Below are 14,728 nucleotides of genomic sequence, written 5' to 3' on the forward strand. Positions count from 1 at the left end.
TGCTCGCGAAGAGGTCGGCACATTCGGCATCATCGCGTCAGACAGAGCGCTTTCGCGAGCAGGCTCGCTCCCACAGGGGTCGGTGTTTAAACATGATATTGATGTTCAGCACAAAAACCTGTGGGAGTCTGGCTTGCCAGCGATGGCGGTTGTGAATTCAGCCCATCAGCCGTGCCGTACCAAACAATCTGACCCTCAGCAATTCACCGTCTGCGTCTTCCAGCCAAATCGGCGCCGTGCCGCCGGGCATGACCACCTGCACTTCTCCCGCCACAACCCAACCCACTCGCCACGCCGCGCAAGCCACCGCACTGGCGCTGGTGCCGGATGAAGCCGTTGGCCCCTCGCCACGCTCGAAAACCCGGGCATGGATTCTCTGCGGTGACTTCAGCGCTGCCCATTGCAGATTGACGCCCGCCGGGCATGGATTACCGGCACCGACAGGCATGGCGTAGGCAATTTGGGTCAAGCCTTCGTTCAAGGGTAATTCACGCATCTGCTCGTTGCTCGGTAACGCCGCTGCATCACCAAGCATCGTCACGCAATGCGGATTGCCGATGCGCACGAACTGGCTGTGTGACCACGCCGGATCGAGTGTCGCCAGTGGCTTTACCCGACTCACGTCTCGCCCATTGAAGTCGAGGTTTTCGACGTTCTGCGCAGCCACTGCGCGCGGCCCGAAACCCGGTTGACCAAGATCGAGCCAAAAGCCTTGAACGCCTTCAACTTCGGCCGGTTTCACCGAGGTCTCCACGGCATCACCCTTGTCGTGATGCACGCGCAGCAACGCGCCCTCCGCCGGCATCAATCCGTGCTCAATCAGCGCCTGCGAGAAAATCGTCAGGCCATTGCCACTTCGTTCGGCGAGGGTGCCGTCGGTGTTGACGATCAGTACGTCGAACGGCGGCGAGGTCTGGAACGGGCCGATCAGCAGACCGTCGCTGCGGTGGGATTTGCTGTGCGGTGGACGTTGGCCTGCGGGCCAGTCGCAGCAGAGTTTGATTGCTGCTTCGCTCCACGTCTGACGTGACGAGGCGCATTCGGTGGCGCTGTCGGGCAGAGCAATGCCCTCCGAGCGCAGCGCTTGCGGAGCAACCACGCCATAAATATTGCCCCGTGCATCGTAGAATTGCGTCATCAGTGTTTGCCCCTGTCGCCGAAGAAAGCCACTGTAAAACGCAATCCCTTGTGGGAGCGAGCCTGCTCGCGAATGCAGTGTGTCAGCCGATATTTTCTATATCCGACACACTGCCTTCGCGAGCAGGCTCGCTCCCACAGGAATCGGTGCATGACGGCTGATTAGTAAGCCCGCTCCTTTCAATGTGGGAGCGAGCTTGCTCGCGAAAGCGGTGGGTCAGTCGATATATTTTTAGCTGACACACTGCCTTCGCGAGCAGGCTCGCTCCCACAGGGTAGGATGTCGGCTGTACTGCCTCGAATGATGGGCGATAGAACCTCGTCGCGGAATCACTGTCCTTCGGGGACGCGATGTTTTTTGCCAAGGATCGATATGACCAGCCTCAACGCCCAAGCCACCTTCGTCCCCGGACGCCTGCAACAGATGTCCACGCGCATCGCCTTTTTCATCGCCGGGCTCGGCATTGCCGCGTGGGCGCCCTTGGTGCCGTACGCCAAGGCGCGCGCCGGACTGGATGAAGGCACGCTGGGGTTGTTGCTGTTGTGCCTCGGCGTCGGCTCGATTCTGGCGATGCCGCTGGCGGGGATTCTCGCCACGCGCTTCGGCTGCCGACGCGTGGCCACCGGCGGCACGCTGTTGATCTGCGCGGCGTTGCCGTTGCTGGCGACCGTGTCGTCAATCCCGGCGCTGATCGCCACGCTGTTCATGTTCGGCGCAGGCCTGGGCACGGTGGATTCGACCGTGAACCTGCAAGCGGTGATCGTCGAACGCGCCAGCGGCAAGAACATGATGTCGGGGTTTCACGGCCTGTTCAGCCTCGGCGGGATCGTCGGTGCAGCGGGTGTCAGTGCCTTGCTCGGCCTGGGTTTGACGCCACTGGCCGCGATGCTGGTGGTGGTCGTCGTGCTGATCGCGGCGTTGTTCAAGTGCGTACCGCACATGCTGCCTTACGGCAGTGAAAGTTCCGGACCGGCATTCGCCATCCCTCACGGCATCGTGCTGTTTATCGGCGGCATGTGCTTCATCGTTTTCCTGACTGAAGGCGCGGCGCTGGACTGGAGTGCGGTGTTTCTGGCGCAGGAACGCGGCATCGACACGGCGTATGCGGGACTGGGTTACGCGGCGTTTGCATTGACCATGACGGCCGGGCGTTTGATGGGTGACCGGATTGTGCGGATGGTCGGTGCCACGCGGATCATTCTGTTTGGCGGTCTGTTGGCAGCGGCAGGCCTGTTTCTGGCGACGTTCGCCCCGAGTTGGGAAGCGGCCTTGGTCGGTTATGCGCTGGTCGGCGCTGGCTGCTCGAACATCGTGCCGGTGCTGTACACGGCGGTGGGCAAGCAAACGGTGATGCCGGAAAGCATCGCGGTGCCGGCGATCACCACCCTGGGTTATGCGGGGATTCTGGCGGGGCCGGCGGTGATCGGTTTTGTCGCGCATGCCAGCAGTTTGAGTTTTGCCTTTGGCTTGATGGCGGTGCTGTTGGTCGCGGTGGCCATCGGCGGGAAAGTCCTTAAAGTCTGAAAGCTTCGCGAGCAGGCTCGCTCCCACAGGATCTCAGTGATCCATGTGGGAGCGAGCCTGCTCGCGAAGAAGCTGATGCGGTCTGTCAGAAACCGACGCTGGCCTGCACAAAAAACGTGCGCGGCGCGCCGACATACATCCCCGAGTTGTTGTCGCTGGAGCGGGTGAAGTACTGCTTGTCGAAGATGTTTTTCACCCCGGCGCCAAGCTTGAGGTTCGACAACTGCGCGCCGAAGTCATAGCCGCCGCGCACGTTCCAGGTCACGTAACCGGGGATGTCGCCGTACTGCCCGTCCGCCGTGCCGTCAGTGATGTAGTTGCCGTTGAAGCTGCCATCAGCGTTGACCCCGGTACCCGGTGAACGCTGCTTCGACTGGGCAAAACCGTCGATGTTATAGGTCCAGCGGTTGACGTCGTAGCGCAAGCCAACGGTCGCCACCTGACGCGAATAGAACGGCAGATCACGGCCCTTGAAGCCGGGAATCTCACCCTCGTACACCGCGCGGGTGTAGGTCACGCCCGCATTCGCGGTCAGGCCGTCGAGGCGTGGATCCAGCGCCGCCATGTCGTAATGCACCGAGGCTTCGATGCCCTGGTGCTTGGTCGCGCCGAGGTTGGTCCAACCCACGTCGTTGCTGATGTACTGTAATTCGTCGTCGAAGTCGATGTAGAACAGCGTCACTTCACCGCCCCACACATCGTCGTTGTAGCGCGTACCGATTTCGTAGGTCTTGGCCTTCTCCGGATTCAGGCCGCTGGCGGTCTGGTCACCCGAGCCGCCCTGGCCGAGCTGGAAGTATTGCAAGGCGCCGAACGAAGTCTCGTAGTTGGCGAACAGTTTCCACGCATCGGACATGTGGTACATCACGCTCAGCGCCGGCAACGGTTCGTTGCTGTCGATGCTGCGACGTTTTTCCTGCACCGGTTTGCCCGAAGTGTCGAGCACCGGGCGGTCGTGCCATTCGGTGCTGATGTTTTCAAAACGGATGCCCGGGGTGATGGTCCAGTTGCCGACATCGATCTTGTTGTCGACGTAGAACGCATTGGCTTCGGTGCCGCCAGTGCGATCCTGATACACGTGGCCATCGGAGGTTTTGGTCGCCACCGGTTGATTGTTCACCAACGCCAGACGGCTGGCTTCTTCATGCATGCCTTCTTTGAGGTAGCGATAACCGACGCTGACTTCCTGAGTGGTCGGGCCGACGTCGAACACGTGCGACACGCGCGGCTCAATGCCGAAGGTGTAGTAAGTGCGCGGGTAGGAGCTGAGGGTTTTCTGATCGCGGGCGGCAATCGTGCTGCCACGGAAGCTGTCGGAATAGTACGTCAGCACTTCCGCCTGGGTGCGGTCGTCGATCTGCCGGATCCACTTGAACGACACGTCTTTGCGGCGGCCACTGAAGTTGTCGTAGTCGCGGTCGGACTGAAACGGCTTGTCGTCGTACTGCTTCTGGGTCAGGCCGCCGGGCATGTCGGCGCTGGCGTCGTAGTAATGGAAATTGAGACTGAAATCGTCCTGCTCGGTCGGCGCCCAATGGGTCTTGAGAATCACGTCGTCGATGTCGTTACCGTTGTTGCGCTCGCGGTAACCGTTGCCGTTGACCCCGGAATACAGCAGCGCCATGCCGATGCCGTTATCGGCGGTGCCGCCGAGAAACGCGGTATCGATGTGTTTCCAGCCGCCGTGTTGCGAGGTTTCCAGCGTGGTGCCGATTTCACCGGTGGTGTTTTCCGGAATCGCGCGGGTGACGAAGTTGATCACGCCACCGACGTTTTGTGGCCCATAACGCACCGAGCCGGCGCCACGCACCACGTCGATGCTGTCGAGATTGCCCGAGGAAATCGGCGCCATCGACAGTTGCGGCTGGCCATACGGGGCAAAAGCGGCCGGCACGCCATCGATCAACACGGTCGAGCGTGGCGACAGACGCGAAGTCAGACCGCGCACGCCGACGTTCAGAGAAATATCGCTGCCACCCGTGCCGTTGGAATCCTGCACCTGCACACCCGGAACACGCTTGAGCACGTCACTGACGTTCATCGCGCCCTGCTCGACCATGGCTTCGCGGCGGATCACCGTACGCGCGCCCGGGTGGTTCTGCACCACCGCAGCGTTGGCGTCACCGAGCCAGTCACCGACCACTTTGATGTCAGTCACACCGAGTTCCAGCGGGCCATTGCCGGCGGCGGAAGTCGCGGCTGGCGACAGGGTTACCGAACCTTCGTTGATCTGATAGTCCAGACCACTGCCCTGGAGCAATTGGCGCAGCGCCTGCTCCGGAGAAATGTCGCCATCGACCGCCGGGGCCTGTTTACCGGCGACCAGATCAGGACTGAAAAACACTTGCAGCGAAGTCTGCTGACCCAGTTCGCTGAGGGCCTGACCCAGCGGTTGTGCGCGGATATGAATGGCTTCGCCGGCATACGCCAGCGGCATCGCCGCGCTGACCGCCAGCGCGAGAGCCAGCGGTAACCAAGGGGATTTTTTATTGTGGGCAGTGGTGTCTTTCACGTCGTACGTAGTCCTGTGGATCGCAAGAGTGTGCGGCTGTTAATGCAAACCAGTTGCAGTTGAACAGGAAGACGATGAACTCGAAAAAAACCTGAATTTTATTTTGAAATTATTTCCTGACTGCCATCCGCGAGGGTGCGCACGGCCACGGGCAGGATGCTCGGCAAGGCCTTGAGCAAGGCTTCGGTGTTGTCCGATTTGAACACGCTGGTCAGGCGCAGACTGGCCACCGCCGGGTTGGCAACGGTCAGCGGTTTGTCACGATAGCGCGACACTTCAGCGGCGACTTCGCTGAGGCTGGCGTTGTTGAACACCAGTTTGCCGCTGCGCCACGCCGTCAACTCCGCTGGATTGACCGCATAAGCGGCGGCGACTTTACCGTGTGCATCGACATGGGTGCCGAGGCCCGCAGTCAGGCTTATGAATTGATTATCCGGCGCATCGCGCCCCTGCACTTTCACCGTGCCCTGCTCCACCGCCACGCGGGTCTGCGTGACATCGCGGCGCACATCAAAGCGAGTGCCGGTGACCGTGACCTTGCCGTTGCCGGTCTCGACCACGAACGGACGGGAAGTGTCGTGCGCGACGCTGAACATCGCTTCGCCTTCTGCCAGTTCGATGACCCGACGATCCTTCTCAAAGCGCACCTGCAAGCGGCTGCGACTGTTCAGATCGATCACAGAGCCGTCCGGCAGCGCCACGTGTTTACGTTCGCCCAACGCCGTGGCGAACTCGGCGCTGTAGCCACCCGGATGATTCAAACCACTGAACAACCCAAGGCCAAGCGCCACTGCCAGCACACTGGCCGCCACGGCATAACGCAGCATCGGTCGGCGTTCGCGACGGCTGGCCGGGGTTTCAACAAGGGCTTTGAGGCGCGGCGCCGGGAGCAAATCTGCCGCCGACCACAAGCCTTGCAGCAACTGGAATTCGTCACGGTGTTGCGGATGCTGATTCAGCCAGGCGTCAAAGCGCTGCTGCTCGTCGGCACTGACGGCCGGCTCCTGCAAACGCACAAACCAGCGAGCCGCGTCATCGCGCACCGTTGTTTGCCCGCACGCGCAATCACGAGTATCCATCATGGAATGTCCTGTTGGGCTGGGGATGAAAAGCTGCGGCGGTTCATGACTGCAACCCGTCGAGGCGATCACGCAGATGCCGCAGGGTGCGGATCATATACTTTTCGACCATGTTCTTGGACAGCCCCAGGCGTTCGGCGATTTCCGCCTGGGTCAGCCCTTCGATCTTCTGCCAGACGAAAATCTTCCGGCAATTGACCGGCAGCTCGGTGAGCGCGCGTTCGATGGAGTCAGCCAACTGGATCGCATACATGTAATGCTCCGGGTCGCCGGACGACGATTCATTGTGATCAAGAGCCTGCGACTCCATGGCGCCGCGCCGATCCTCACGCCGATACCCGTCAACCGCGATATTGCGCGCGGTCTGGTGCAAATACGCCCGTGGCTGCTGCACTGCTGCCGAATCGGACTCAAGCACCCGCACAAAGGTGTCGTGCGCCAGATCCTCGGCCTGCGCGCGATTGCGCAGGCGACGAGTCCAGGTGCCGATCAACTCTTCGTAATGCTCGAAAAAGCCGGGTCTGCGGGGACGCATAGGGGTTTGGCGGCGTGTTGAGGAAAGGGGTGCGAATAGTAATGCTTCCTATTAAGCCCGGCAATTCATTCCTTGGCAGGCCGACCGGCGTTAGCCGATCTCAAGGGAAAAGACGCCAGCAAAACCCAGCCAATTCAGCGAATCCTGCGGATCCGAGAATGATGTAACAGACCGTATCCCAGATCATGAACATGCCTAATGCTGCAATGAATTCAATTCGTTTTCATTCAATCAATGCCTCCTCCTAAAATGCGCCTTAATTATTAAGGCTTAGTAGAAGAAGCACTGAACAGCCCGCATTCAATTCAGGCTTCTTTTCGCGCATCGGGGCGTCAGATCACCATGAATACAGAATTTGTTTTTACCATCAAGAGCATCAGTTTCGACGAAAATTATCAGCCTTCTGAAAATACGCGTATCACCACCAACTTTGCCAATCTGGCCAGAGGCAACAGCCGCCAGGAGAACTTGCGCAATACGCTAAGGATGATCGACAACCGGTTCAATGCCCTGGCCCACTGGGACAACCCCAAAGGCGATCGTTATACCGTCGAACTTGAAATCATTTCCGTTGAAATGGGCATTGATGCTGAAAGCGCCGCCCCTGCCATTCCCTTGATTGAAATATTGAAAACCACGGTTATAGACCGAAAAACCAACGAATGCTTTGCCGGCATTGTAGGAAACAACTTTTCCTCCTACGTACGAGATTACGATTTTAGCGTTGTATTGCCGGCGCACAACAAGGCACCGGCCGACTTCAGTGTCCCGGCCAATTTTGGTGATCTGCATGGAAAGCTATTCAAGTGCTTCGTGAATTCGAGCACCTACAAGGCTCACTTCAATAAGCCACCGGTTATCTGCCTGAGCGTGTCGAGCAGCAAGACCTATCATCGAACGGAGAACCAGCACCCTGTATTGGGTGTGGAATACCAACAGGATGAATATTCACTGACTGATGAATACTTCAAGAAAATGGGCCTGAACGTTCGTTACTTCATGCCGCCCAACAGTGTTGCGCCTTTGGCCTTTTATTTTGTCGGCGACTTGCTGGGTGATTACAGCAATCTCGAACTGATCAGCACCATCAGCACAATGGACACGTTCCAGAAGATTTACCGTCCCGAGATCTACAACGCGAATTCTGCGGCGGGAAAATCCTATCAACCGAACTTGAAGCATCAGGATTACTCGTTAACCCGAATTATTTATGATCGCGAAGAACGTAGCCAACTGGCGATTGAACAGGGAAAGTTTGTCGAAGAGAACTTCATCAGGCCCTACCACACCGTTCTTGAGCAGTGGTCGGCTAATTACACTCTTTGATCATTTCAGAATACAAGGTCAAGCATCATGAAAAAACTGTTACCCACTTCCACCGCTGGCAGCTTGCCAAAACCTCGCTGGCTTGCCCAACCGGAGACACTTTGGTCGCCGTGGAAACTGCAAGATGAGGAATTGATTGAGGGCAAACAAGACGCCCTGCTGTTGTCGCTGCAAGAACAACAACTCGCCGGTATCGATATCGTCAGTGATGGTGAACAAACTCGCCAGCACTTCGTCACGACGTTTATCGAACACCTCGACGGCGTTGATTTTGAAAAGCGTGAAACCGTACGAATTCGTGACCGTTATGATGCCAGCGTACCCACCGTCGTCGGCGCTGTTTCTCGGCAAAAACCGGTGTTTGTTGAAGACGCCAGGTTCTTGCGTCAGCAGACCACGCAACCCATAAAATGGGCTCTGCCAGGTCCCATGACGATGATCGATACGCTGTATGACAATCACTATAAAAGCCGTGAAAAACTGGCGTGGGAATTTGCCGGGATCCTCAATCAGGAAGCCCGGGAACTGGAGGCTGCGGGTGTCGACATCATCCAGTTCGACGAACCCGCGTTTAACGTGTTCTTCGACGAAGTGAATGATTGGGGAGTGGCCACGCTGGAACGGGCCATTGAAGGCCTTAAATGCGAAACCGCCGTGCATATTTGCTATGGCTACGGCATCAAAGCCAATACCGACTGGAAAAAAACGCTCGGGTCAGAGTGGCGCCAATATGAAGAAGCGTTTCCCAAGCTGCAAAAGTCCAGCATCGATATCGTCTCACTGGAATGCCACAACTCTCATGTTCCCATGGAACTGATTGAACTCATTCGAGGTAAAAAAGTGATGGTGGGGGCCATTGATGTAGCGACCCATACCATTGAAACCCCCGAGGAAGTCGCCAACACCTTGCGCAAGGCGCTGCAGTTTGTCGATGCCGACAAACTCTACCCTTGCACCAACTGTGGCATGGCGCCGTTACCTCGTCGAGTTGCCAAGGGCAAGCTAAATGCTCTGAGTGCCGGCGCAGAAATCGTTCGAAGAGAACTCTCGAACCCGTACTGAGGCAACGTCACCCGTGCTCCAGGAGAAGATTGAAGCGGTCACTGCAAACATGAGCGGACTGCTTCGGCCTTCCCTGGCACTGTCGAGGTGCATCCCTATTCAGGACCTTTTATGTCACTTCCCAGTATGGCTATCGAGCCACTGAGCTTTCGCCAAGCGCTCGGGCACTACGCCTCCGGTATCACGGTGATTACCTCTTGCATTGATGGCGAGCCGATTGGCTTCACGTGCCAGTCGTTCTATAGCGTGTCGATGAGTCCGCCACTGGTGTCATTCAGCGTCATGTCCAGCTCGGCCAGCTATCCCTGCATTCGCCGCGCGGGTCGCTTCATGGTCAATATCCTGTCCGGTGAGCAGGTCGGGATTTCCAACCAGTTCGCGCGCAAAGGCACGGACAAGTGGGAGGGTGTCGAATGGCAGAAGTCACCGCTGGGTAATCCGATCATCGTCGGTAGCCTGCACTGGCTTGATTGCGAAATTCACGCCGAACACGTCGCCGGTGATCACCTGATCGTGATCGGTGAAGTCAAAGCGTTGAACCTGCAAGCAACTGCGGCAACCCAGCCGTTGCTGTACTTCAAAGGGCAGTATTGCAACCTCGCCGCACAGGGCGCGGCTTGAAGCCTGCTTCTGCCGCCCTCTTTCAGCCTTTGCGTGTGCCTGGGCTTTGTGTGCCCTTGGCCCAGATAATTATTTCTTCGAAATCAAACCACTCATGTATTGGTTAAGATCGCGCAGATCATTAACACTCCAGGCGTGCGGCGGGATCTTTACACCGTTCTCGCGCAATGTTTTCGGGATCAGACTGCCACTGGGGCGAAGAATGATCGATGAGACAATAACGCCCGGATAATCCTCAAGCCTTTTCCTGAAAGCAGCCGTTGTCAGGTCGGGGGTTGGTGGATTGCTTTTCTGCGCCAGCGGACCCGTTCCCTTTACATCGGCGCCGTGGCACACCGCGCAGCGCTGTGAATAGAGATTTTTGCCATTGCTGTTATCCGCGAAAGACGCTGATGTTTGAGTGATCAGCAAAGTCCCGAGTAACGCGGCGGATGATATTTTCATTGTTGGCCTCCTTGGCCCATCAGTCGCACAACACAGCATCACCTGCCGTCAGATCAAAGATCGCACACCCCGGCAGTACCTGCAAAAAACGTTTTCTGTCAAAACTCACAAATCAGTTAATTGACAGGCGCATTTTCTGCACCTAGCTTAAGCGGCGAAGTGTTACCAAATGCTTCAACCTCACAACAAGAAACACCGCCAAGGACTGGCGTCAAGCAAAGGTTCCAGCCCCGCCTGACTCACCTGGCGCACCCCTGAAAAAACTGAAACGGCGCTTGCCGTCGATTCTGCCTCTGTCGCTTTTGCGCCAAGCGGAATGGGCACGGTATTGCCTGCCGAAAACCCGACGCAACGGAAGAAAGGATGACTCTTATGCGTGACGTACACCCGTGCCCGCTTTCCACGGCGCAACAGGAAGTTTGCCTGGCGATCAGCCAGAGCCACAGCAATCTCAACTACCACTTGTGCGACGTCATCGAACTGCGCGGCGAGCTGCATCTGCCGTGGCTCGAAGCCGCGATCCGCGCGCAATTCCTGCAGACCGACACCCTGCGCGCGACCTTCGACATCGACCCGACAACCGGCACCTACGCGCAGCACATCCAGCCTGCCGATGCCCTGCCCGCCAAGGCCTTCGAAAGTCTCGACGTCAGTGATCAAGCCGATCCTGCACAGGCCTCCAACGAACTGCTCGAACACTTGCTGGATCAGGACATGGATCTGCAACACGGGCCGTTGATCCGTTACGTGCTGATCCGCCTCGCACCGCAGCATTACCGCATGATCGAACTGGCCTCGCACCTGGTGGTGGACGGTTTCGGCCATGGCATTCTGTTCGGCAATATCACCGCCCATTACAACGCCCTCAGCCGTGGCGAAACGGTCGAAGCGCTGGAGCTGGCGCCGCTGTCGAGCGTGTTCGACGCGCAAGAGGAATATCGCCACAGCGACATGCACAAAAAGGACCGCACCTACTGGCGTCAGTACTGCCTGAAGATGCCCGAGCCGACGCAACTGGTGCCTGGCGATGCGCCGCTGATCAAACTCAATCGTCTGCGCAAGGTGTTCGGCGGTGCAACCCTGCTGCAACTGCGCGCGGCGGCCAGCGAACATCAACTGCGCCTGTCGAGCATTCTGCTGGCGCTGTGCGCGACCTATCTGCAACGCATGACCGGGCAACACGAACTGGCCCTGGGCATGCCGGTCGCAGCGCGTCAGCTCAAGGCGTTGCGCAATGTGCCGTCAATGGTCGCCAACATCCTGCCGCTGCACTTGTCGTTCACGCCTGAAAGCACCGTGCTGAGCGTGGCGGCAAACCTGCAGCGACAGTTGCGTCATCACCTGCTGCACCAAAGCTATCGCAGCGAAAGCATGATCCGCGACCTGCATGCCGAGCGCGGTAACAAGCCGCTGTTCAACACACTGCTGAACATCGTTGCCTACGATCAGGGCCCGGGATTTGCCGGGTGTGACACCACCATCCAGAACGTCGCCAATGGCCCGGCCGATCACTTGGGCATTGATATTTTCGACCGCCACGACGATGGTCGGCTGGAGATCGGTTTCAATGCCAACGCCGATCTCTACTCCGCCGAGGCGCTGGAACTGCATTATCAGCGCCTGACTGCGCTGTTCGAACGCTTCGCCAACGCGCCGCAAACCCTGGCTGCCGACTACAACCTGTTCCTGCCCGATGAGCAGCAGCGCCATTACGCACTGCCGCCGCATCCAGAAAAGCTGCCGGTGTTCGCCGAAGCCTTTGCCAACGCCGTGCACGATTACGCCGAGCGTCCGGCACTGTCGCAAGGCGCACAGACCTTGAGCTACCGCCGCCTCGACGATGACGCCACGCGCCTCGCTGCACACTTGCGTGAACGCGGCGTGCGCGCCGGTGACTGCGTGGTGGTGATGTTCTCGCGCAGTGTCGAATGGGCGGTGGCCGCGGTGGCCCTGTTCAAACTCGGCGCCTGCTATGTGCCGGTGGATCCGGATCTGCCCGAGGCGCGCATCGAACACATCTTCAGCGATGCCGACCCGGCCGTGGTGATCGTTGCCCCGGGCAGTCAGCTCAAGGTTGAGGTCGCCGCCGACAAACTGCTGCGACTGAGCGCTGAAACCCTGGCGCAATTACCGGCGGTGACTCAGCCGTTGTCGGCATTTGATGCCGGCCTGCCGGGCTATCTGATCTACACCTCCGGTTCCACCGGCAAGCCCAAAGGCGTCGAAGTCACCCAGCGCAATCTGGTGCCGATTGCCCGCACCGCGATCAATGCCGCGCAATTGCAGCCAGGCGCGCGAGTCCTGCAATTCATCGCCGCCGGGTTCGACATGTCGGTGCTGGAAATCATGATGACCTTGCTCGCCGGAGCCGAACTGGTGATCACCGACAAAGTCAGCAGTGCTCCCGGCAAAGCCTTGGCTACATTGGTCAAACGCGAAGGCATCAACCTGTTGGTGATGACCCCGAGTCTGCTCGCCTGCCATCAGACCGAAGACTTCCCGCAGGACACCGTGCTCATGCTCGGCGGTGAACCGTGCACACCGGCATTGCTCGCACGCTTCGCGCACTGCCGCTTGCTCAACGTTTACGGGCCGACAGAAACCTCGTTCGCCACCTCGATCAATGCCTGTTACGGCGCGGGCGATCTGTCGATCGGGCCGGCCACGGCCAACACCCGGCTGTACGTGGTCGACGGCCAGCAGCGCTTGCTGCCACCCGGCGCGTGGGGGGATCTGTTCATCGGCGGTCCGGGCGTGGCGCGTGGTTATCGCAACCGTCCCGACCTGACTGCCAAAGGCTTTGTTGCCGATCTGCTCGACAGCGCCAGCACCATGTACCGCGCCGGTGACCGGGTGTTCTTCGACCATGCCGGGCGCATTCATTACCTTGGCCGTCAGGACAACCAGATCAAATTGCGCGGCCTGCGCATCGAGCTCGACGAGATCAAAAACGTCCTGCTCGGCTGCGCCGGGGTCGACGACGCCACGGTGATACTGCGTGAGCTTGGCCACGGTCCGGCCATTGTCGGCTATGTCGCGAGCAAGGACTCCAGCCTTGATGGTCAACATCTGAAACAGGCGCTGGGCCGTCACCTGCCTCAGCACATGGTGCCGAGCGTGATCATGTGCGTCAGCGAATTCCCGCTGACACCCAACGGCAAACTCGCGGTGGATCGCCTGCCGGCGCCGGCACTCTACGACGCCACCGAACTGGCGCCCGCGCAAAACGCGGAAGAAGCGGCGATGTGCAAGCTGTTCGCCGAAGCGCTGGACTGCAACGAAGTGTTCGCCAACCAGAATTTCTTCGACCTTGGCGGCCATTCGTTGCTGGGGTTGCAACTGGTCAGCAGGATCAAGGAGCAATTCGGTATCGCCTTGGGCATCGCCGATTTCCTCGCCGCGCCAACGCCGCGTCAATTGGCCCAGCGCCTGCAAACCAACAGTGGCGACAGCGATCCGTTCGACGCCGTGCTGACGCTGCGCAGCGAAGGCTCGCGGCCGCCACTGTTCTGCATCCATCCGGGCGGCGGGATTGCCTGGCCCTACGCCGGGCTGCTGCCGTTTCTGCCGGAAGACCAGCCGATGTACGCGTTGCAATCGCCGATCCTGCGTGATCCGACGCGGGTCATCGGATCGCTGGATGAGCTGGCTGCCGAATACCTGCAACGCATCGTTGATCTGCACCCCGAGGGTCCGTATCAACTGGCCGGTTGGTCGGTGGGTGGCAACCTCGCGCTGCGTATCGGCGCGATGCTGCAGGCGCGCGGGCGTGAGGTGAGTTTCCTGTGCATGTTCGACAGCTACCCGCTGCAAGGCGGTCCGGCCTCGTTGAAACTCGACGACGCGATGATCATCAGCCGCATGACCCGCGCCATCGTTGGCACACCACGTGCCGGGCTCAAGGGGTTGAAAAGTGCCATGGAAGAAGTGCTCGGCAGCCGGCAGATCGGCGATGAGTTCCTGACTCGTCTGGTGGACGATTCTAAGTTGATGCTGGAGTTGCTCGGACGCACGCAGTACGAGGTGTTCAACGGTGACTTGCTGTTCATCCGCGCCACCACCGACATCCTGCGTCAGGACGAGCAGCAGCCGGGATTGTGGGCGCCGTATATCAGCGGTGAGTTGATCCAGCACGACGTTGAAGCACCGCATGAATGCCTGCTGCAACGACAATATCTGGAGCAGTTCGGGAAGGCGTTTGTCGAGGCGTTGCTCAAGCGTCAGGCCAGTCCAGCCTCTGAAACTCAGAAGCTGAGCGAAGTCTAACGCCCAACGCAAAACCAAAGTGGGAGCGAGCTTGCTCGCGAAGGCGGTACATCAGGCACTGGTTGCAGTGACTGGACGGACGCTTTCGCGAGCAGCCTCGCTCCCACAGGTTTAATGGGGGGTTGAATCAGCCCTGCTGCTGAGATTCAGAAGGTGGTCGCAGTCTGACGTCCAGCGCAAAACCAAAGAGGGAGCGAGCCTGCTCGCGAAGGCGGTATATC

Annotated in this window: 10 protein-coding genes; 5 read left to right on the forward strand and 5 right to left on the reverse strand. The window is 59.0% G+C overall.

Annotated elements, in window-relative coordinates; translation table 11 throughout:
- Positions 1-157: 157 nt before the first annotated feature.
- Complete coding sequence (locus A8O26_RS14225; protein WP_064118607.1) at positions 158-1,138, reverse strand: diaminopimelate epimerase; 981 nt, start codon at positions 1,136-1,138, stop codon at positions 158-160.
- 372 nt (positions 1,139-1,510) lie between these two features.
- Between A8O26_RS14225 and A8O26_RS14230 the strand changes: the two genes are divergently transcribed.
- Positions 1,511-2,662, forward strand: coding sequence for an MFS transporter (locus A8O26_RS14230; RefSeq protein WP_064118608.1), 1,152 nt, complete (start codon positions 1,511-1,513; stop codon positions 2,660-2,662).
- Between the two features lie 85 nt (positions 2,663-2,747).
- On the opposite strand, the gene A8O26_RS14235 is transcribed toward A8O26_RS14230, so the two are convergent.
- The 3 genes from A8O26_RS14235 to A8O26_RS14245 all read right to left on the reverse strand — a co-directional run bounded on the left by A8O26_RS14235 (position 2,748) and on the right by A8O26_RS14245 (position 6,788).
- Positions 2,748-5,174, reverse strand: a complete 2,427-nt coding sequence (locus A8O26_RS14235; protein WP_064118609.1) for a TonB-dependent siderophore receptor — start codon at positions 5,172-5,174, stop codon at positions 2,748-2,750.
- Positions 5,175-5,272: 98 nt separating this feature from the next.
- Positions 5,273-6,256, reverse strand: a complete 984-nt coding sequence (locus tag A8O26_RS14240; RefSeq protein ID WP_064118610.1) for a FecR family protein — start codon at positions 6,254-6,256, stop codon at positions 5,273-5,275.
- A 40-nt stretch (positions 6,257-6,296) separates the two neighbouring features.
- Positions 6,297-6,788 (reverse strand): sigma-70 family RNA polymerase sigma factor, encoded by a 492-nt coding sequence (locus tag A8O26_RS14245; RefSeq protein WP_064118611.1) that lies wholly within the window; start codon positions 6,786-6,788, stop codon positions 6,297-6,299.
- Positions 6,789-7,130: 342 nt separating this feature from the next.
- On the opposite strand from A8O26_RS14245, the gene A8O26_RS14250 reads away from it, so the two are divergent.
- The 3 genes from A8O26_RS14250 (at position 7,131) to A8O26_RS14260 (ending at position 9,797) form a co-directional block, all read left to right on the forward strand.
- A complete protein-coding gene (locus A8O26_RS14250; RefSeq protein ID WP_064118612.1) occupies positions 7,131-8,114 on the forward strand; it encodes a DUF1852 domain-containing protein in 984 nt (327 codons plus the stop codon).
- Between the two features lie 27 nt (positions 8,115-8,141).
- Positions 8,142-9,176 (forward strand): methionine synthase, encoded by a 1,035-nt coding sequence (locus A8O26_RS14255; protein ID WP_064118613.1) that lies wholly within the window; start codon positions 8,142-8,144, stop codon positions 9,174-9,176.
- A gap of 111 nt (positions 9,177-9,287) precedes the next feature.
- Positions 9,288-9,797 (forward strand): flavin reductase family protein, encoded by a 510-nt coding sequence (locus A8O26_RS14260; RefSeq protein WP_064118614.1) that lies wholly within the window; start codon positions 9,288-9,290, stop codon positions 9,795-9,797.
- Positions 9,798-9,866: 69 nt separating this feature from the next.
- Here A8O26_RS14260 and A8O26_RS14265 read toward each other — a convergent pair whose 3' ends face one another.
- Positions 9,867-10,241 (reverse strand): c-type cytochrome, encoded by a 375-nt coding sequence (locus A8O26_RS14265; protein ID WP_064118615.1) that lies wholly within the window; start codon positions 10,239-10,241, stop codon positions 9,867-9,869.
- Positions 10,242-10,613: 372 nt separating this feature from the next.
- Here A8O26_RS14265 and A8O26_RS14270 point away from each other — a divergent pair, with 372 nt between their 5' ends.
- Positions 10,614-14,507: a non-ribosomal peptide synthetase gene (locus tag A8O26_RS14270; RefSeq protein WP_064118616.1), complete on the forward strand. Its 3,894-nt coding sequence runs from the start codon at positions 10,614-10,616 to the stop codon at positions 14,505-14,507.
- Positions 14,508-14,728 lie beyond the last annotated feature (221 nt).

The organism is Pseudomonas fluorescens, from assembly GCF_001648775.1.
Taxonomy (GTDB): Bacteria; Pseudomonadota; Gammaproteobacteria; order Pseudomonadales; family Pseudomonadaceae; genus Aquipseudomonas; species Aquipseudomonas fluorescens_M.